Origin of the sequence: Psychrobacter sp. Arc9 (genome assembly GCF_041431295.1) — a bacterium.
Taxonomy (GTDB): domain Bacteria; phylum Pseudomonadota; class Gammaproteobacteria; order Pseudomonadales; family Moraxellaceae; genus Psychrobacter.
Map to the genome: position 1 here is coordinate 1 of NZ_JASMRK010000033.1, position 19,557 is coordinate 19,557.

Sequence of the window (19,557 nt, forward strand, 5' to 3'; positions counted from 1 at the left end):
CTTTATGATTATGTTTGATGATCGTATCAGTAAGCATTTAATCTAAAGGGCAGTTACACAGAATTCGGGATGGGCTCTTTTTTTGGTTTAAACCTAATTATAATTCTTTGAGAATATATTCTTTTAACTTTTATATTGATTTTATCTAACCTCTTATCTAAAGACTAATTAATAAGCTTTATTATTAGGCAGGATTTACTTGACGCCTTTCAGTAACTAATAATTGGAGTTCATTTAACATTTCATTAGCTCTATTATAATCACCAGTAGGGAACTCAATAAAATCAATATTATAAGCTTCTCTATATGCCTCTTTTATAGACTTGTTTATACCTTCAGAAACAAGAGCATAATGAGGGTGTGAATTTTCATAAGCAATATTAGAGTTTTCCAACAATAATTGAATATCTGGATCAGAAAGACTATAACCAACAAAAAATAATGTATTTGTTAAAAATAGAGCATCAAGTACTTTATAGAAATTTGGATGATTTTGACGTTCTTTAAAATACTGAGATCTTGTAAGTACCATTTTTGACGGATCGCTAATACAACCATGCGCTTTTACAATTTGTCTAACAGGTGACCTTAAGTCTGAAACTAAATGACTTTCATAGTATTTACAGACATTATATAAGCCACTTTCTTGCCCACTTCTACAATAATTGTCATATATATCATCATAATTTGTTGTAACGACAATTTTGGGATCAATAGTTAAGATGCTTTCATGTATAGAAGATTGTTGATATCTGGGTACCGCCATAATATCTCTTATATAGGCAGAAAAGTCAGCGCGATTAGTGCTTCCAAATAAAATTTCTGCAGCATCAAGGTATTTTTCTTTAGCGATTAAATCATCAACTATTTCTAAAGAATCTTTATCTCTCGCAATACTTTTCAAGCCTTCTAATAATTGTATCCAATTTGGAGGACTCTTGGGATCTGTACCGACAGTTTTACAACCAGCGGATGCCCCTGCACCTAAAAATATTACACAACGTCTTGCTGCAAGTTCTTCAATCAAAGCTTTAGGCCACATATTCATCGTCCCAGAGTAATATTTTCAATAAGGTTAGCGCATATACCGCCAATAATTACTTCATATTGCTCTTTTTGCTTTCCCTGACTCCCGACAATTCCATCACTACTTTTTAATTCGAAAAGAGGTGCTGAAACAGATTGTGCTAGTGGAATTAGACTATATAAATGAGGAACATCACCTAATTGAAGGTTAGTGTGATTCATACCCAATGATAAGTATTCTGATAATGAGTTCTCTACCTCTGTTGGAACGTTCTTAATTATTTCCTCATATGCACGAGTAGGTCTTCTAACACCACCTTTAGACTTAGTTATATATTGTTGGATTGTATAACCGACATATCCTTTCGTTATTGGAAGGCTATCGTTACTATCAATATTAAAACGACTTAAGCTTCCCGGCGAATTTCTTTCAGATAGTTCTAGCCCAACTTGATACCGGTCAACCCATGATTTCAACCATGTTGAGATATTACGAATCCCTAATATACTAAAAATATCTGTTCCCATAGGAGTCATAAACTTATCGCAACCGATAAGTACGCTTCTATTAATAGAGCCCAAACTAGGTCCTAAATCATAAAGAACATAGTCATAGTTATTCTTAATTTCCTTTTTGAGAAAAGTATTCCAGTTAGTCTTTCTTATTCCACCAATGTCCCCACCTGTCAAATCATGCCAAGCAGCTCCAAGTCGATCTTCAATTATTGAAAAGGATGGGTGACCTGGAATTAAATCTACCCCAAAGCGATTATCTGAACTTTTAATAGGAATGATACTGTCGGAGATAGTCGAGTCACCATCTTCAATAGGTCTTAAAATATCACTAATTGTCGTTGTCACACCTGCAGCTGAATCAGCAAAGTACAATTCAGCTGCATAACTTTCACCCATAATCAACTGAGTCGCATTACATTGAGGATCGCAATCAATTACTAAGACTCTTTTACCTCCTCTTTTTGCTAGATAAGAAGCAATATTGCACGTAAGTGTGGTTTTACCAACGCCACCTTTATTATTGAACATAGCTATAGCTATCATATTTTTCCTTTATATATAAAGAGTGATTATTAATATATTTATATCGTAGCTGTTTATTTATTAGGGTTTGAACTTCACAAAACATTAAACCCAAACTTACCCAGCGCTTCTCTCAGCATCGCAATATTATAATAAGCGTGTGCATTGACGGTGTTTTGAAAGAAAATATAGAGCGTATCAAAATGCTGACGCTGATTAGCAATCGCTTGTGCCCAGTACTGCATCTCAGCTTCGCTATAGAGATAATCATGGCGATCAGCTGCGCTCATCGCATCCCACCAGTTTAGGTTATTGCCATGCATGCGCAGATAGCCAGTGCGTTCGGTAAATATCAATCGTGACGGTGGTAATCCGCTGACCTTTGGGTAATCAATGCTACACCAAATGAGACTTTGCTGTACAAAACTATCGACCACTTGCGGCGTGTGCCAAGCGTTATGACGAAACTCAATGGTGAGTGGGTAGTCTTGAAACCAACTGACAAGCTCTGCTAGATATAGTCGATGCTCGCGAGTACGATCAAAGCCATGTGGGAACTGAAGTAGTAAAGGCGCTAAAGCATTTGCTTCGATAAGTGGAGATAAGGCGTTTAGAAATGCTTGTGCGTGCTCGGCAGTGCCTTTGCGAGCGTGGGTAAAGTCTTGATGCAGTTTGACAGCGAACTTCAACTCGCTTTCAGCTTGTACATAAGCTTTATCAACCATACCAGCAAAGGCTTTTTGCCCGATGGGCGCATAGAATGTGCTGTTGATTTCGACTGCGCCATATTGCTTGGCATATTCACGTAAGAAATCGGTTTTTCTGGTGCCGGTGGGATACAGCGTACCGAGCAAGTCGGTGTCGCTATAGCCGCCAGTGCCGAGGTAAACGCGCGGGGTAGGGGAACTGTCCATGTTGACCACTCACTGCCGTTTTGAATAATAAAATTTACTAAGATATCTACTTTCGACTGCTATTTGACAAGCTACTTTTTACGCGACCAGAGCCATTCAATCAGTGCCAGTAGTGCATCATTATCTGTGCCAACGGTATCTTCATTGTCGCTAAGCTCACGACTATGTAGTTCATGAGAAATGGCTGCACGCCCGTCATTAAACAATGATTGCGCATAGCTGGTCGCGTCATCGACACCCATTAGTTTTACATAGGTAGATTTGTCTAGTTTTTCATCACTACCCGCAGGCTTACCAAGTGTATCTGTCGTCATGGTGACGTCTAGCACATCGTCTTGGACTTGAAAGGCGAGACCGATATATTGCGCGCATTCTTGCAATGCCATGCGCTGTGGGGCCGTTGCACCAGCACAGACGCCGCCCATGAGCATCGCCGCTTCAATCAATGCCCCTGTCTTATCACGGTGAATGGCTTCTAAATCATCCTGTGCAATATTGGCACTGGCTTCGGCATTGAGGTCTAGCATTTGACCTGACACCATGCGTCTGGCGCGCGGCGCAAATATTGCCATAAGCTGACTTGCGATATTTGCATCGAATGGCGCAAAGGTTGGCATCTCCGCGGTTAGTACTTCAAAGGCTAGTGTCTGCAATACATCTCCTGCCAGCAGAGCCGTCGCTTCATCAAAGGCGATATGAGCCGTCGGCTGACCACGGCGCAGCTCATCATCATCCATACAGGGCAAATCATCATGCACTAACGAATAAGTATGCAATAGCTCTACCGCCAATGCAGCACGGCGCGACATATCATAGTCTGAGTCGTTTTCTAGTAGCGTGTCCAGATCAGCATCGAGAGTATCGATATCATCATTAGGTTCGTCTGTACGTTCATTATTACTGTTATTAATACTGGCAAAAGCGCTGGCAACCATCAGTGGGCGTACCAGTTTGCCTTGACCCGTCATGACATAGCGGCAAGCATCTACCAGCGGGCTAGGGAGCTTGGCATAAGCAAACAAGACTTCGATATCTTGCGCCAATTGCGCACGCACAGCACCATGGAATTGCTCAGTGCTTTGAAAAGAGACAAAGTTAGAAGGGATAAAGCCAGTAGAGGTAGTACTAGAAGTAAGGGAAACAGTCATAATCCAACCATTTATCAGAGATACAGTAAAACTTATTAGGGATAAGGAAAAAACGCTATTAGTGTAGCATGATAGGTCATATCGCTTATGTGACACACGGTATCAATTGATTGTTTTTTGCATTTTTCTACCGAAGTTTATTTAAAAACAGTGCAATCTTAGCTGCAATACAGCGACAAGATTTTGTTACGGATGGATGATGTCACTCTCTGGTTGAATATGTTCTGATAAAAGAGCAAGCTAGGCTGGCACGTTAATCTTATTACCGTCGAAAAGTGGTACTGAATAGCCATTATTGAATAGCCATCACTGACCAAGTAGCATTTATTAAGTAGCGCTAACGGACTGTCATTCCAAAGATGTCGTGCATGAAGTCAACAACACGAAATAAATCTAAATTAACAATTCAGTATACATTTATTCACTAAAACACTTTTAGCGTAAGGTAAATGCCTGTAAGTGATTTAAGAGTGACTTGCGAGTATGGTATTAGCTTGTGACAGTTAGGGGCATAATCCCCTACACTAATTGATGTGAAAATGGTCTGATGGTGACCCTACTGGGTTTTTTCTCAAGATGTTCAATCGTCGATACCGAGTGTTAGACCAAGTCTCAGTCAATATTTTGAACATCAGTACCTGCAACAGCAGTATATAAATGAAGCGTCATATGATGTCATGCAAGAGACGCAAAATACGTGCATCATGATGAGCGCTGGATAATAAAGACATCTTCACTTGTGAGCTGGTTATATGTTTGTCTTTATAACATGACAAGCGCACAGTGCTATTACCCATTTTACTAACAGTAACTGGCTATTTATTTTAATTCAAAACGTAGCTTTCGTTATATAGAAAGGAGTTTCAAATGGTATACCAAGGAAATCGCATCACGGTGACAATGCTAGAGGATGGCATCGCCAACATGCAGTACAACGCCGAAAATGAGAGCGTGAACAAATTTGATGCCGAAACCAACAAACAGTTTGGTGAAGCAGTTAGTGCGTTAGAAAAAGCCGACAACGTAAAAGGTCTTATCGTTACTTCAGCTAAAGGCGTGTTTATCGCTGGTGCTGATATCACAGAATTCGTCGGTTCTTTCAAAAAATCAGAAAGCGAGATCAAAGATTGGGTCGTTCATGTTAATGACGCTTTCAATCGTTTTGAAGACCTGCCATTCCCTAAAGTTGCGGCTATCAATGGCGCGGCAATGGGCGGCGGTTGTGAAATGACTTTGGTTTGTGAATACCGTGTCATGAGTGACAAAGCGATCATCGGTTTGCCAGAAACTCAGCTAGGTATCTTCCCAGGTTTTGGCGGTACAGTTCGTAGTACACGTATCATCGGTATCGATAACGCACTTGAGCTGATCGCGACTGGTAGCCCAAAGAAAGCATTGGCAGCATTGAAGCTGGGCTTGGTTGACGCGACTGTACCTGCTGATGACTTGCAAGATGCAGCAATTGATCTAGTTAAAAAATGTATCTCAGGTGAGCTTGATTGGAAAGCAAAACGTGAAGAGAAACTGGCTCCAGTTAAGCTAAACCAGCTTGAGCAAGCAATGGCATTCAACAGTGCCAAAGGTGCTATTTTCGCTAAAGCCAATCCTAAGCAATACCCAGCACCAGCGCTAGCAATCGAAGCCATTGAAAAACACGTTAATTTACCACGTGACAAAGCAATCGAAGTCGAAGCGGCTGGTTTTGCTAAAGCGGCTAAAACCCCACAAGCAGAAAGCTTGGTTGGTCTGTTCTTAAACGATCAGTTGGTTAAGAAGTTAGCAAAACAGCACAGCAAAATAGCACATGAAATCAATGAAGCCGCTGTATTAGGCGCTGGTATCATGGGTGGCGGTATTGCTTATCAAGCGGCCAGTAAAGGCTTGCCAATCATCATGAAAGACATCAAGTCTGAGCAATTAGACCTTGGTATGGGCGAAGCCAGCAAGTTACTTGGTAAAATGGTCGATCGCGGCAAGATGACCCCAGCAAAAATGGGTGAAACCTTAAGCCGTATCCGTCCTACTTTGAACTACGGTGACTTTGCTGAGACTGACATCGTTATCGAAGCAGTCGTAGAAAATCCAAACGTGAAGCGTGCGGTACTAAAAGAAGTAGAAGGCTTGGTAAAAGACGATTGTATCCTAGCGTCAAACACCTCGACTATCTCTATTACGTTCCTAGCAGAAGCGCTTGAGCGTCCAGAAAACTTCGTCGGTATGCATTTCTTCAACCCAGTACATCGTATGCCATTGGTCGAAGTTATCCGCGGTGAGAAATCATCTGAAGAAGCCATCGCGACTACTGTTGCACTTGCTTCTAAAATGGGTAAAGTGCCCGTAGTGGTTAATGACTGCCCAGGTTTCTTGGTAAACCGTGTATTGTTCCCATACTTTGGCGCGTTTGACTTGCTACTGAAGCAAGGTGCTGACTTTGCTCATGTCGATAAAGTTATGGAAAAATTCGGCTGGCCAATGGGCCCTGCATACCTAATCGACGTAGTCGGTCTAGATACAGGTGTACATGGCGCAGCAGTGATGGCTGATGGCTTCCCTGATCGCATGAAGCCTGATTATAAAGGTGCTATCCAGCATCTATATGACAATGAGCGTCTAGGTCAGAAAAACGGCATCGGTTTCTATAAATACGAAATGGACAAGCGCGGCAAGCCAAAGAAAGTTGCTGATGAAGCCACTTACGAGTTGCTAAAAGCCACAACTGACAGTGAAAAGCAAACGTTTGATGATCAAGCAATCATCGATCGCACTATGATTGCCTTCTGCAACGAAACCGTTCGCTGCCTAGAAGACAACATCGTAAGCACACCAAGCGAGGCCGACATGGCGATGATCATGGGCGTAGGTTTCCCGCCATTCCGTGGTGGCCCTTGCCGTTATGTCGACCAAATGGGTCTAGATAACTACTTGGCACTATGTGAAAAATACGCACATCTTGGCAAAGCTTATGAAGCGCCACAAAAGATTCGCGACATGGCAGCCGCAGGCGAGACTTTTTACGCAACAGCGTAATAGTCAGTCATTACTAGGATGAAGTGCAGTACGTTTGCTATTTTGCATGAAAGCAATTGAGACATGAATCGTCTCCAATAGCGAACGTACGATTATAGTTGGTTCAGTTTAATGCTAGTACGAGGGAATCAAGCGCAAATGTACCTATTGTACTTTGAGCGGGATTAACAAGGTAATAGTCGTAAATTGGGCTGACTACACTGACAATAAAAATTGAAAAGGAATATGGTATGACAACTTTAAGTCCAAAAGATGTGGTCATCGTAGATGGCGTGCGCTCGGCAATGGGCAAAACCAAAAACGGTATGTTCCGTCATGTACGTGCTGACAGCATGTCAGCGGAACTAGTACGTGCGCTAGTAGAACGTAATGACTTTGATACCAATGATATCGAAGACATTATCTGGGGTTGTGTCAACCAGACGCTAGAGCAAGGATTGAACATCGGTCGTAACATCGGTTTGCTAGCTGGTATCCCAAAGACTGCTGGTGGCCAAACGGTTAACCGTCTATGTGGTTCTTCTATGCAGGCGCTACATACTGCTGCTGCACAAATCATGACCAACCAAGGTGATGTATTCATCATCGGTGGTGTTGAGCACATGGGTCACGTAGGCATGATGCACGGTGTTGATTTGAACCCTGCTGCTTCTAAGCATTATGCAAAAGCGTCAAACATGATGGGCTTGACTGCTGAAATGCTAGGCCGTATGAACAACATCACGCGCGAAGAGCAAGACGCGTTTGGTCTTGAGTCACATCGCCGTGCATGGGCTGCAACTACTGAAGGTCGTTTTGACAATGAAATCATCGGTATCGAAGGTCATGATGCTGCTGGTCGTCTGCAACTATGTACGGTTGATGAAGTGATTCGTCCAGACGCAACGATGGAGCAAATGCAAAAGCTACGTCCAGCGTTTGATCCAAAAGGCGGTACAGTAACAGCGGCAACCTCATCTGCATTATCTGACGGTGCGTCAGCGATGCTAGTAATGAGCGCACAAAAAGCCAAAGATCTAGGTCTAAAGCCACGTGCTCGTATTCGTAGTATGGCTGTGGCTGGTTGTGATGCTGCTATCATGGGTTATGGTCCTGTACCTGCTACCCAAAAAGCATTGAAGCGTGCTGGCATGAGCATCGATGATATGCAAACCATCGAGCTAAACGAAGCATTTGCTGCTCAAGGTCTATCGGTATTAAAAGGTCTAAACCTATCTGATAAGCAAGATATCGTTAACATCAACGGTGGTGCCATTGCTCTAGGTCATCCACTAGGATGTTCAGGTGCTCGTATCACAGTGACATTGCTAAACGCAATGGAGCAGTCAGATACTGAAATCGGTCTAGCGACGATGTGTATTGGTCTTGGCCAAGGTATCGCTACTATTATTGAGCGTGTTTAATCTTATTTATATAAACAAGATTATTTGAACACTTAATAAGTAGCTACTCGCTAACGAAAAACCTCTAGTCATAACGGCTAGAGGTTTTTTTATGGGTCAAATTAATAGTTGGTAAGCTAATAGATCACAGAGTCGAAAAACACAGTATTACGGCGATTAAAAATTATCTCCATTGACGCATTCATGAAACTATGACTAAATAAGAGGAAGATGAACCATGGCACTGTTTATGATAATTCTAAAATAGTTTTTAGTTGCAACTGTCAGCCGTACAAGGAGTGTACTATGTCTACTATGATTAATGATCGCACCTATCGAATCGCTCGTGAGAATACCCAAGCAATGATTGTTGATGTGCAAGAGCGCTTAACGCCGCATATCTATGATCACGAAAACATTGTCAAAAAAACCGTTACCTTGATTAAAGGGCTGCAAGCGCTCAATATTCCAATCATGCTCAATGAACAATATAAAAAAGGCTTGGGCGATACCTTGCCAGAGCTGCGCAACATACTCGAAGGAGACAATGCCAAGAGCTTTGAAAAGGTCACGTTTAGTGCCTGTGATAACAACGATTCATGGCACCATCTAGCCCAACAGAATCGTAGTACCGTGTTGCTTTTTGGTGCTGAAGCTCATGTTTGTATTATGCAGACGGCACTGGATTTATTGGATAATGGTATGCAGCCTGTCATTATTGGTGACGCGGTGGGTTCTCGTTTTCCTTATGACAAAAAGCAAGCAATTCGTCGTATTCGCCGTGCAGGTGGGGTGATTAGTACTGTCGAATCAATCTTATTTGAGCTGTGCCGTAGCAGCGAAGATCCTGCGTTTAAAACCATCATTAATTTGATTAAGTAGGTGGTTTAAGCCTTAGGTGCTTAAAAACTTGGATAAATAGGGATTTAATTTAACCATTTATTTTCTAACTTAGAATAGATAGCGCTTGGTAAGATAAGCGCTATTTTTTTGATAGCGATAATAGTCTTTTAATCATTACTAGATATCAAACTAATTATAATACCTTTAGCAATGAAACTTAAAATCGCTAGAACTTATAACCGTTAAAACCAATAATTAGAGAAAACCAGAGAAAAAATAATGTCGCAAGTCAGTTCTATATCACTCACTCATTCCGAAGCTACTTCACATATCCAAATCGATGATGTCACTCATTTCTTATTAGAGTTAGATGCGCTCAAACGAGTGAATCGCCGCAGCTATGTGACACAGACTACTCGCAAAGAAAACTCTGCCGAACACTCTTGGCATCTAGCGATGGCATGTTGGTCGATTGCTGAATTATTTGCGCTAGACGTCAATCATGAAAAGTTGCTGAAGATGGCGTTGGTTCATGATTTGGGTGAGATTGATGCGGGGGATACTTTTTTATATGCTGATACGCGTACTGATGCACACGTCGAAGAGCGTGCAGGCATTGCCAGATTGCAACGTGAGCGAGGCAATGGCATTAGTGATTTGAGTGAGGTTTGGGAAGCGCAGGAAACAGGAAGTGGCAAAGAAAGTCAGTTGCTCAGAGTGGTTGATCGCTTATTGCCGTTTTTACTCAATCTAAATACCGATGGTAAAACGTGGATTGAGCTTGGTGTTACGCGCTCGCAAGTGGTGGGTGCGCATGCATTTATCAAAGACAGTTTCCCTCCTATCCATGACTGGCTATCACATAATATTGCATACGCAACTCAGCAAGGTTGGCTGATTGACGCATAAATCTGCATAAGTAACAGACATAAAAAAAGACCAATAAAGCATTATGATTTACGCTTAACTGGGCTGATATTTTCAGTACTCTTATACAGGCGTGTTATTGAGCATTTGCCATTCCTAGCAATTGACCCATTTGCACGACGCTATTGGCTTGCATACTATCTAGCCAGTCAGCCTTTGCCGCTTTTGGTAATACCACGATAGCCGTTGAGCCTAAATAGAAGCGTCCAAGCTCTTCGCCTGCTGCAAACTGCATATCGTGATCCGCTTCCTGTATATCATCCGTGCGGGTAATCTTGCCTGTCGCGACGGTTTCGATACCAGCGACAATCATAGCACCAACCATCACAACAGCTGCTTTGCCATACTTTGTATCAAACATACAGACCAGACGCTCATTACGCGCAAACAAGTCTGGCACGTTAGCCGCCGTAGTATTGTTGACCGAAAACAGGGTGCCAGGCACATAGCGAGTCTTAGTCAATGTGCCAGTAAACGGCATATGCACACGGTGATAATTGCTAGGTGCTAAGTAGATAGTTGCAAAACTACCATCAGCGAAATAACTGCCATCTTCACTATCAGCAAGTAGTTGGCCGACATCATAGTGACGACCTTTTGCCTGTAGTAGTTTATGGTCTTCGATTTGTCCTAGCTGAGAGATAATACCGTCCGCAGGACTTACGATACCGTTTGCCGTGGCGTCGATAGTACGAGCATCTTCTTTTAACTCACGGGTAAAAAAGTCATTAAAACTTTCATAAGCGTTGAGGCTTTGGCGTTCGTACTCGTCTAAGCTGATATTATAAGCTTTGGCAAAGCTACGGATAAAGGTGCGTTTGACATAAGGGTGGCGACTGGCGGCCAAACGTCCAGCGACTTTACTGAGCTTTTGCTGCGGCACAAGCTGTTGTAAGGTGGTAAATACATTCATAATAAGGCTACCAAAATAAGGTGTAATGTAATAGGGGCGCGTTGGAAATTCGACCATGGCACTGACAGCGGCTAAAATTGCGCCATACTACGTTGTAAATCTAGATAAGGCGCGAGCATTATCGTCGTTTTACGTCTTGTCTGGAACAGTTTTAGCGATCTGCAGTACCTATTTCTGAATATCAAACACGCCCTAATAATAGTTAAGTTAATGACGGTATTTTATCATGGACAGCATATTATTGTATGGCCATAATCTGTTAAGGAATTAGTAAATGAAAGCACTCATACAACGGGTGAAGCACGCTAGTGTGGTCGTCGATCAACAGTGTATCGGTGAGATTGGGCATGGGGTATTGGCATATATTGGCTTAGGGCATGAAGATGATTTTGCCGCTGCCCAGCGTATGATTGACAAAATATTGACCTATCGCATTTTTGAAAATGACGAAGATCCTGCCAAATTTGGTAAACTGGATAAAAACGTTCAGCAGGTCGGTGGTGGGCTATTATTAGTTTCACAATTCACCTTGATGGCAAAAACAGACAAAGGTCGCCGACCAGACTTTGGTGGTGCGATGGCACCTGCTGCGGCGCAAGCGTTATTTGAACAACTGGTCGATTATGCCAAAACTAAGCATCCAAATGTGGCAACTGGTCAGTTTGGTGCGGATATGCAAGTGTCGAGCGTCAATGATGGGCCGCTTAATTTTTTACTAGAAATCTGATTTTAGAGTGTCATCAAGCTGTCATAATTAATCCGTTTAATAGGTAGAGACTGGTGAGTATATATCGCCTTTTTACATGCTAGATTTTGTCCGCTAACACCGAGAATGTCCTATGTATAATGAGCAAATTTTGATTGTTGAAGATGAGCCTGCGATTCGTGAAATGGTTGTCATGACGCTAGAGATGGCTGGGTTTGATAGCTTGCAAGCAGCTGACGTGTCAGAGGCGCATCAGCAAGTGGTCGATCATAGACCGTCACTGATACTGTTAGATTGGATGTTGCCGGGTGACAAGAGCGGTGTGGATTTTTGTCGCATGCTCAAAAACGACGAGCTACTCTCTGAAATACCAGTCATTATGCTAACGGCAAAAAGCGAAGAAGATAGTAAGGTGCACGGTCTTGATGCAGGCGCAGATGATTATATGACCAAACCTTTTTCGACTCGTGAGCTGATTTCTAGAATCAAAGCCGTACTACGCCGCAGTAGCGCGATGAGCAGCGATAAACCTATCGAAATTGGACAGTTAAGTTTAGATACCAAGAGTCAGCGCGTGACAGCTGCAGGTAAAATCGTTGATGTTGGGCCTACAGAGTATCGCCTATTAGCATTTTTTATGAGTCACCCTGAGCGCGCCTATACACGAACGCAGCTGCTCGATCAGGTATGGGGCGGCAATGTATATATCGAAGACCGAACCATTGATGTGCATATCAAACGTCTACGTAAATTACTACGACCTTATGACTGTGATACATTGATACAGACGGTACGTGGAACAGGCTACCGATTTTCTAGCCTGATTGAGCCAAGTTAATCTTGTACAAATAATGCCGCAGCAATATAAAGGCCGCGGATAGTGGTAAGGATAAAAAATGGACAAGATAGCGCCAGCACAGAGTGAGCAATCAGCTCTATTAGAGCAAATATCTACTCAAAGTACAGCTGAGCAACTCAAAAAAATCGGCAGTGCACTACGAGCCTTGCGCGATGCAGTGATTTTGCTCAACAATCATGATGGACTAGAATGGTGGAATCAGGCGGCACAAGACTTATTGCTGCTACAGCCAGAAGATAAAGGTCAAAATATTTTTGACTTTATTACTGTACCTGAGTTCCGCCAGTATTATGAAGGTACAACGATACCTAACGACGGCGTCCATATAGAATCATGGCGAGATCCTAGTCGCTACTTAAAGTGCGAACTAACGCCTTTCGGTGATGAAAAATTGCTGTTTGTATATGACGTGACCCGCCTGCGGCACTTAGAGCAAATGCGTCAGGATTTTGTGGCGAATGTCTCGCATGAGCTTAGGACACCATTGACGGTAATGATGGGCTACCTAGAAAATTTCTCCGATCAGCCAGATATGCCGCCGCAATGGCGGCGCGGTTTTGAGCTGATGACACAGCAAACAGCCCGTATGAATAGAATCGTGAACGACTTGCTGCTACTGTCTAAGATTGAAATCGAAGAATCACACGAGCTGCATTACATAGATATGACTAAGCTACTAACCAATATCTACGACGATGCACAAGCGTACAACCAAGCGTACAAACACATCATTCATTTGCATATAGATACGTACGATGGGCTGTACGGATCAGAGATGTACTTGAATAGTGCGCTATCCAATCTAGTAATCAATGCCATCAAATATACACCAAAAGGTGGCAATATCACTATCAGCTGGACAAGGACGTCTGATGGCTGCCGTTTCGCGGTCGAAGATGATGGGATCGGTATTGCGTCAGAGCATATCGCCCGTTTGACAGAACGTTTCTATCGTATCGACAAAGGTCGCAGTCGTGCGACAGGTGGTACGGGGTTGGGATTAGCGATTGTAAAGCACGTATTACACCAGCACGAAGCACAATTGCAAATCGATTCAGTAGAAGGGGAAGGATCGACATTTAGTGTGGTATTTCCTTCAAACTACGTCAGATCCGTCACAGCCAATTAATATAATTTCTGGCTTATATTAGCGTTGGTTTTTCGGCTTCGATCTTTTGGTTAATACAAACTTAGCACTACTTCAAATTAGGTTAACGACATACCTTTCTGTATTCGCTAATCCTTTTGCAAAAGTGGATAAGGGTTGACCGCACTGCCATTAATATAGATACCATAGTGTACATGTGTCGGTGTTCCTTTTGCATTACCGCTATCACCCACATAACCTATCACGTCGCCCTGATTGACCCAGTCATTGGGGGAGATGTCAGCATAGTCCTCTAGATGAGCGTAGTAATGTCCTGCGCCACCAGGCCCTACCACCACGACTACGCGCCCACCTAATGTGTTCTCACCAACTTTGCTTACTACGCCTTGTGTGGTCGACTGCACAGGAGTGTTGCGCGGCGCAAAGATATCAATGCCTTCGTGGGAGCGGCCTTGGCTACGTGCCGCGCCCCAAGTGTCTGTCAGGTTTCGTTCTGGTAGTGGACTGGGCAAGCTGTTTTCTGTCGGCAGCTCTTGTTGCAATAGACTCAATTGTTGCCATTTGGCAACCACAAATGATTGCGTTTGTTGACTGATACTGGGTAGCAGTTTATCAAAGACAAATAACAGTGCTAGTAATACGATAGCCTTAATCAGTAGGCTTATTAAACGACTAAAAAAAGAAGGTCTGGGAGGCTGGTTGTTTCCATCTGCTAGCATTGATGTCTCATATATATTTTATGTCATTTGAGATTTTATTATAAAAGCTTCGTCTGATAACGTATGTATCGCATTGTTATCTATCGTTTTTACCCCCATAGATATTCTTATGGTTAAGGATATAGACAGCAAATACAGTTCTATCTACTTAACATTTCTGCTGAGCATGACAGTTGCTACTGATGGTTAATACTTTATGAATGATGCTTTTAAGCCTGCTGACATTTCTGCCACGCGCGAAACAGCGCTGGTTATCGATACTGAAACAGATCAGGGTAGTGATCCCAGACCTATCCAAGTTGCTACTATCAATGTAGCAACTGGCTTTGAGTGGATGAAATACTTTAACAGTGGTCGATCTATTTCGCCTGTTGTCATAAAGGTGCATGGTATTACCGATGATGATGTGGCTGGACTAGAACGTTTTGAGCTAGAACAGTTTGAATTACCAGAGTACTTGATTGGTCACAACGTACGTTTTGATTGGCGAGTGATTGGCAGTCCTTCTGCTAAGCTTATTTGTACGGTGAGGCTTGCGCGGGCAGCCTTTCCAGAATGGCGTGCTTACAGTCAGTCTAAGTGTATCGAGCAGCTATTGGGCAAGGGTGAGGCTAGTGCAATGACGATTGCCGCTCATGATGCGCTTGGCGATGCTCGAATGTGCTATTTGCTGTATCAAGCATGCTGCGAGCGTCTAGAGATTGCGCCGACAGATTTTGCAGCGGCACATGCTATCTCTAATAAAGCGACCCCTGTGAGCAAGATGCCGTTTGGTAAGCATAAAGGCAAACCTATCAAAGATGTGCCTATCAACTATGTTAAATGGATGATAGGCAATATTCATAATATGCAGCCATCGCTGTATTCGGCACTGACTAAACGCTTAAAACTGGAAGAAGCAGAAAACGCGAAAAAGTAATCTAAATTATCATGGGTCTGCTATGTAAGGTGCGACATGGTGCTAAGCTTATGGTTGGTCGTGCAACCATGTCACCGCCATCTGCCATAGCTGCGGCGCTTTGATATTGGTCTTACTGCTAAAATAGCGCATATGACCGATATGATTTAGTCCAAAATCCTCAGGGTTTAAGAATCGCTTTTCTACGGGCATTTTTGTAAACACCCTTATCATATCGTCCATGTTTTCACTATTGGCGATATCATCATCGCTAAAGCCAAGCCATAGTGCTGGCATGCTGAGCTCATCGTAGAAATGCGTGTGTATGCTTTTGCCAAATGCGGTTTTGATATAGCCTGCGCCATTGCACCATTCACGCCATTGACGAGCCACGCCGCGTGGTAGCGGCTCACCCATACCAATTTTGTCTGACGGTGTATAGCCCAGTGCTAAATTAGTAAATGGAATAAATGCATCCATAAAGCCCATGGCTTTGAGCTTATAGGGCATGCCCATATTTTTGATACGTCCTGAAGAGCAAGCGACATTGAACACTGAGCCAATCGCCTGATAGTTAGGCATCAAGCCAATGAGCTGACCACCCGCACTATGACCGATGAGATGATAAGAAGCCTCAGGAAACTCATCTTGTAAGGCATCAAGTACAGCTGGCATGTCATGGCGACCCCAACTGATCAAGGAAGCGCTACATTTTGCTAGATCGGTCGATAGGGACTCACCGATTCCTTCGTTATCAAAGGTCAGCACCCCAAAGCCGCTTTCTGCTAGATAGGTCGCAAAATTATGATAAAAGTGACGCTTAATACCTGTGGCTGGTGCCATCATGATTGCTTTTTTTGTCGCATCTTTAGGGCGATAGACAGTGGCTGCCAATGCTTGGTTGCGATCGGTCATGATGCTTAATGAGTAAATATCAATATTGCTCGCATCATGCACATTACTTTTACTAGTGAGATTGCTATTAACCACAGAGCTTGATAGCTCGGCAGTAGGAAAGGCGTTATGATTATCCATGGGTATACCTTAGTATTTTTATTAGTAGATAATGAATATCGAACTATGATGAACAATAAATGCGCATCTTGAAAGTGTAGTCGTTGCGTAGTGATAAATCGTTGTGACTATGTGGTAGCATTGCTTATGTTAAGATAAATGCTGGCAAGACAGTTGCTCAAATATGACTTCCAAGTTTTATATAGCTTGGTTGAGTTTGTCTTATGAATCATGTGCATGACAATATAAATGACAGGTGTCGGTATGCAGCCATCACTAATAACAAGCACTCAATAAAAACTGACAGGTAATTAAGGAAGCTATATGCAAATGAAAATCAACGATGATACTTATGACGTAATCACGAGTAAAGACATTACCAATATCGAAAAAGCAGTCGACAAGTCTGCCTTATCAATGCCGCTCGTGGCTGTGTATTGCGGTTCGCGCTTGGGCAATGGTGACGTATATGAACAGGCAGCACGTGAGCTTGGCAGTGCATTAGCAAATAATGGCATGGGGCTAGTATATGGTGGTGCTAGTATCGGTCTGATGGGCGCAGTTGCGGATGAAGTAATTAATGGCGGCGCGCAAGCAGTGGGCGTGATTCCAACCTTTATGCTCAAGCACGAAATCGCTCACGAGCAGCTGACTCGGTTGCATTTGACTGACACTATGCATACGCGTAAGACCGTCATGGCAGAGTATGCCGATGCCTTTATCACGCTACCGGGCGGGCTAGGAACATTAGAAGAAATCATGGAAATTGCTACGTGGCGTCAATTGTACCAACACGAAAAACCAATGATTATTCTAAATATCAATGGTTTTTATGACCGTATGATTGAGCATTTGAAATATACCACTGAGCAAGGCTTTATGAAGCAGGAAGATTTAGATCGTCTAGTAGTGTGCAATACCATCAGCGAAGCGATCGATATGCTACAAACAGTAGTGACCATAGATGATGCTGTGGATACGGAGAAAATGGCTGGTAGTAATAGTTAAGCCGTATCGCTATTAATACACAGCAAATGCTTAAATATTAAAAGCTATTGCAAAAAAGGAGCAGATAACCAAATCTCGGTTATCTGCTCCTTTATTATATGTATTAACAACCTATCAGCGAATCATGTCTATTAGGCATCAACAGGCGTGAGATCATCCAATGCTACTTCACGAATACTATGATTGACATGAGCCATCGCAATTGGAAATCCACGCTGTTCAGCGAGCTCACGTGCAACCTCATCCACGGCCACACTATCGTTATGGACAAGGTACGACCATTCATGAGCATAGCGACTACGATTCAGAGGTGTATCGTTCTCTATCAAGCCTAGATCTGTCAGCTCATTAACTATTTGGTCAGCGGCAATCAAGGTCGAAGATGCTTTGACGTTTTCTGCACGGGCATAGCGTATATTAGAATATAAACTCACATCAGCGACTCGCAGAGTATCATCCTGTCCGGGAATCTGCTGCCCACCGTATAGCGCGTTACCAACAGTACGCGCGCTGTTAAATGTCGGTACAAACTCCGCCACATACTCAATCGCTTGCTGACTACGTGCCTGTAAGGGTGCTTTATCCCAACCATCTTCAATATAATGCACGTATTGCTGTGGCAGTTTGGGCTGCGCACTGTCTTCACTTGATGCGACAAGACCATCATCAAACAAGGTAATGGCTTTACTCATACCATGAATCTGAAAGTATCCGCCAGGGTAGGGAGTAAGCTGCGCCATGCCTTCTGGTGTACCTCGTTGACCGTAGACGATAATCTCTGGTATCTGTCCACCAGCATCGCCCCAATGGGTCACATAAGACGATTTGAACTCAACCATACACGTAACTTCGACACCAACCATATCATCGATGACACCAGTGCGGAATCCGCAAGCATTGATTAGATAATCAACTTCGATAGACTCAGGCTGAGAGGCGTGTTCTTGACTATGGATTTGTTGATAGTCAATACGCCATTTGGTGACATGATGGTCAGCGTTGGTACAGTTCTCACAATCTACCGGCACGACTTTTTGCACAGCGGTTTCGGTAAATACGTGCGCATTGTCGTACTCTTCGAGCGCAAGCTTGGCAGAAGCTGCTAAACGAAAAATGTTCCAACCATATTCTTGAACAACAATTAAAGGAAATTTAACTTTGTTCAAATCCAAATATCTAGCGACTGGAATCATCCATTCATCAACTGTACTTGGTACAGCGACTTGCTCACGTTCAGACAGCTCAATCAATTGCTCATGGCTATAAAGTTGATAGTAATCTTTAGGCTCACCCAATACTTTATTATTAACATCTTGCTCGATCAGTTCTTGATAAGCATCGGTCAAAATATCCAAACGCGGTAGTAAATCTTCAGGCAGTCCTTCGTCACGTGTCGGTACAGCAAACACCGTAGGACGGACGTCAATAGTGTGCGGATACAAACGCAAAATATCGATACATTGCTTAAGCAGCGCTACGCAATCTTCGTCCGGTATTTCACGGTACAAGTTACCACCTGCATGCAAATGACACATAGGTGGTCCATCAATGAGAGATTTTTTCTTTTCAAACAAATAGGTCTCTAATCCTAACGCAGCAAGTCGAATCGCAATCGTCGATCCCGCAGTACCGCCGCCCAAAATGCCAACGCGCTTTTTAGGTTGAGTGTTTTGTGCCCCATAAGATAACACCCCAGAATGAGCGTCACGATTAAAGGATTGAGCGTATTTTTTATCAAAAGACTGAGTCATTGTCGTCGTTGTATCCTTAATAGCATCTGTATTAGGCCGTGCTCGGTATATGTATCAAATGTTCTATATTTCTTGATATGCGTGCGAAGGTAATTAAGTTCAACACACAAATCTGAACTTCAATAGTCATCTTTTCTATTGTTTAGCCATTCTTCATCTCTATAGGTTTATTTTACGAAGAACTACAGACAATATGATGGGAAATACGTAAGAAGATGCATGAGTTTTGTCAACGAGTCGCTATATGTGTGAAGTTTTTCAGAGAAACAAGTCTGT

Annotated in this window: 17 protein-coding genes; 9 read left to right on the forward strand and 8 right to left on the reverse strand. The window is 42.9% G+C overall.

Features of this window, described 5'->3' with window-relative positions; translation table 11 throughout:
* Positions 1 to 184: 184 nt before the first annotated feature.
* The 4 genes from QO187_RS12590 to QO187_RS12605 form a co-directional block, all read right to left on the reverse strand.
* Entirely contained in the window at positions 185 to 1,042 is an 858-nt protein-coding gene (locus QO187_RS12590) for an SIR2 family protein (RefSeq protein WP_185156626.1), read from the reverse strand.
* Between the two features lie 2 nt (positions 1,043 to 1,044).
* Complete coding sequence (locus QO187_RS12595) at positions 1,045 to 2,085, reverse strand: ParA family protein (protein WP_102093938.1); 1,041 nt, start codon at positions 2,083 to 2,085, stop codon at positions 1,045 to 1,047.
* A 74-nt stretch (positions 2,086 to 2,159) separates the two neighbouring features.
* Positions 2,160 to 2,978 carry a DUF72 domain-containing protein gene (locus QO187_RS12600; protein ID WP_102093939.1) on the reverse strand — a complete coding sequence of 273 codons (819 nt, stop codon included), beginning with the start codon at positions 2,976 to 2,978 and terminating at the stop codon, positions 2,160 to 2,162.
* 71 nt (positions 2,979 to 3,049) lie between these two features.
* On the reverse strand, positions 3,050 to 4,126 hold the full coding sequence (locus QO187_RS12605; protein WP_371548530.1) for a polyprenyl synthetase family protein: 1,077 nt from the start codon (positions 4,124 to 4,126) through the stop codon (positions 3,050 to 3,052).
* An 867-nt stretch (positions 4,127 to 4,993) separates the two neighbouring features.
* Here QO187_RS12605 and fadB point away from each other — a divergent pair.
* From fadB to QO187_RS12625, 4 genes are all read left to right on the forward strand, one after another.
* Entirely contained in the window at positions 4,994 to 7,153 is a 2,160-nt protein-coding gene (gene fadB / locus QO187_RS12610; protein WP_371548531.1) for a fatty acid oxidation complex subunit alpha FadB, read from the forward strand.
* A gap of 230 nt (positions 7,154 to 7,383) precedes the next feature.
* The gene (gene fadA, locus QO187_RS12615) at positions 7,384 to 8,556 is read left to right on the forward strand and encodes an acetyl-CoA C-acyltransferase FadA (protein ID WP_057761795.1); all 1,173 of its coding nucleotides are present in this window, start codon (positions 7,384 to 7,386) and stop codon (positions 8,554 to 8,556) included.
* Positions 8,557 to 8,841: 285 nt separating this feature from the next.
* Positions 8,842 to 9,417 carry an isochorismatase family protein gene (locus QO187_RS12620; protein ID WP_102093943.1) on the forward strand — a complete coding sequence of 192 codons (576 nt, stop codon included), beginning with the start codon at positions 8,842 to 8,844 and terminating at the stop codon, positions 9,415 to 9,417.
* 240 nt (positions 9,418 to 9,657) lie between these two features.
* Positions 9,658 to 10,287, forward strand: a complete 630-nt coding sequence (locus tag QO187_RS12625; RefSeq protein ID WP_102093945.1) for an HD family hydrolase — start codon at positions 9,658 to 9,660, stop codon at positions 10,285 to 10,287.
* Between the two features lie 94 nt (positions 10,288 to 10,381).
* Here the strand turns inward: QO187_RS12625 and asd are convergent, their stop codons facing one another.
* Positions 10,382 to 11,218: an archaetidylserine decarboxylase gene (gene asd, locus QO187_RS12630; RefSeq protein WP_102093946.1), complete on the reverse strand. Its 837-nt coding sequence runs from the start codon at positions 11,216 to 11,218 to the stop codon at positions 10,382 to 10,384.
* Between the two features lie 274 nt (positions 11,219 to 11,492).
* Between asd and dtd the strand changes: the two genes are divergently transcribed.
* From dtd to phoR, 3 genes are all read left to right on the forward strand, one after another.
* Entirely contained in the window at positions 11,493 to 11,945 is a 453-nt protein-coding gene (gene dtd / locus QO187_RS12635) for a D-aminoacyl-tRNA deacylase (protein ID WP_102093948.1), read from the forward strand.
* A 112-nt stretch (positions 11,946 to 12,057) separates the two neighbouring features.
* Positions 12,058 to 12,762 carry a phosphate regulon transcriptional regulator PhoB gene (gene phoB, locus QO187_RS12640; protein ID WP_057761786.1) on the forward strand — a complete coding sequence of 235 codons (705 nt, stop codon included), beginning with the start codon at positions 12,058 to 12,060 and terminating at the stop codon, positions 12,760 to 12,762.
* A gap of 58 nt (positions 12,763 to 12,820) precedes the next feature.
* On the forward strand, positions 12,821 to 13,912 hold the full coding sequence (phoR, locus tag QO187_RS12645; RefSeq protein WP_102093949.1) for a phosphate regulon sensor histidine kinase PhoR: 1,092 nt from the start codon (positions 12,821 to 12,823) through the stop codon (positions 13,910 to 13,912).
* 107 nt (positions 13,913 to 14,019) lie between these two features.
* Here phoR and QO187_RS12650 read toward each other — a convergent pair whose 3' ends face one another.
* On the reverse strand, positions 14,020 to 14,610 hold the full coding sequence (locus QO187_RS12650) for a M23 family metallopeptidase (RefSeq protein ID WP_101205360.1): 591 nt from the start codon (positions 14,608 to 14,610) through the stop codon (positions 14,020 to 14,022).
* Between the two features lie 196 nt (positions 14,611 to 14,806).
* Here QO187_RS12650 and QO187_RS12655 point away from each other — a divergent pair, with 196 nt between their 5' ends.
* Positions 14,807 to 15,529, forward strand: coding sequence for a putative quorum-sensing-regulated virulence factor (locus tag QO187_RS12655; RefSeq protein ID WP_102093951.1), 723 nt, complete (start codon positions 14,807 to 14,809; stop codon positions 15,527 to 15,529).
* Positions 15,530 to 15,577: 48 nt separating this feature from the next.
* On the opposite strand, the gene QO187_RS12660 is transcribed toward QO187_RS12655, so the two are convergent.
* Positions 15,578 to 16,423: an alpha/beta fold hydrolase gene (locus QO187_RS12660; protein ID WP_322868754.1), complete on the reverse strand. Its 846-nt coding sequence runs from the start codon at positions 16,421 to 16,423 to the stop codon at positions 15,578 to 15,580.
* Between the two features lie 423 nt (positions 16,424 to 16,846).
* On the opposite strand from QO187_RS12660, the gene QO187_RS12665 reads away from it, so the two are divergent.
* Positions 16,847 to 17,530, forward strand: a complete 684-nt coding sequence (locus QO187_RS12665; RefSeq protein WP_057761780.1) for a TIGR00730 family Rossman fold protein — start codon at positions 16,847 to 16,849, stop codon at positions 17,528 to 17,530.
* Between the two features lie 131 nt (positions 17,531 to 17,661).
* On the opposite strand, the gene QO187_RS12670 is transcribed toward QO187_RS12665, so the two are convergent.
* Entirely contained in the window at positions 17,662 to 19,281 is a 1,620-nt protein-coding gene (locus QO187_RS12670; RefSeq protein WP_102093954.1) for an FAD-dependent oxidoreductase, read from the reverse strand.
* Positions 19,282 to 19,557: the final 276 nt, after the last annotated feature.

Bases quoted from the DNA above. Each gene is read 5' to 3' on its own strand.
- QO187_RS12600 (WP_102093939.1), bottom strand. From the start codon at position 2,978: ATGGACAGTTCCCCTACCCCGCGCGTTTACCTCGGCACTGGCGGCTAT.
- dtd (WP_102093948.1), top strand. From the start codon at position 11,493: ATGAAAGCACTCATACAACGGGTGAAGCACGCTAGTGTGGTCGTCGAT.
- QO187_RS12625 (WP_102093945.1), top strand. From the start codon at position 9,658: ATGTCGCAAGTCAGTTCTATATCACTCACTCATTCCGAAGCTACTTCA.
- QO187_RS12590 (WP_185156626.1), bottom strand. From the start codon at position 1,042: ATGTGGCCTAAAGCTTTGATTGAAGAACTTGCAGCAAGACGTTGTGTA.
- phoR (WP_102093949.1), top strand. From the start codon at position 12,821: ATGGACAAGATAGCGCCAGCACAGAGTGAGCAATCAGCTCTATTAGAG.
- QO187_RS12655 (WP_102093951.1), top strand. From the start codon at position 14,807: ATGAATGATGCTTTTAAGCCTGCTGACATTTCTGCCACGCGCGAAACA.
- QO187_RS12670 (WP_102093954.1), bottom strand. From the start codon at position 19,281: ATGACTCAGTCTTTTGATAAAAAATACGCTCAATCCTTTAATCGTGAC.
- phoB (WP_057761786.1), top strand. From the start codon at position 12,058: ATGTATAATGAGCAAATTTTGATTGTTGAAGATGAGCCTGCGATTCGT.
- QO187_RS12660 (WP_322868754.1), bottom strand. From the start codon at position 16,423: ATGACCGATCGCAACCAAGCATTGGCAGCCACTGTCTATCGCCCTAAA.
- fadB (WP_371548531.1), top strand. From the start codon at position 4,994: ATGGTATACCAAGGAAATCGCATCACGGTGACAATGCTAGAGGATGGC.
- QO187_RS12620 (WP_102093943.1), top strand. From the start codon at position 8,842: ATGTCTACTATGATTAATGATCGCACCTATCGAATCGCTCGTGAGAAT.
- QO187_RS12605 (WP_371548530.1), bottom strand. From the start codon at position 4,126: ATGACTGTTTCCCTTACTTCTAGTACTACCTCTACTGGCTTTATCCCT.
- asd (WP_102093946.1), bottom strand. From the start codon at position 11,218: ATGAATGTATTTACCACCTTACAACAGCTTGTGCCGCAGCAAAAGCTC.
- QO187_RS12595 (WP_102093938.1), bottom strand. From the start codon at position 2,085: ATGATAGCTATAGCTATGTTCAATAATAAAGGTGGCGTTGGTAAAACC.
- QO187_RS12665 (WP_057761780.1), top strand. From the start codon at position 16,847: ATGCAAATGAAAATCAACGATGATACTTATGACGTAATCACGAGTAAA.
- fadA (WP_057761795.1), top strand. From the start codon at position 7,384: ATGACAACTTTAAGTCCAAAAGATGTGGTCATCGTAGATGGCGTGCGC.
- QO187_RS12650 (WP_101205360.1), bottom strand. From the start codon at position 14,610: ATGCTAGCAGATGGAAACAACCAGCCTCCCAGACCTTCTTTTTTTAGT.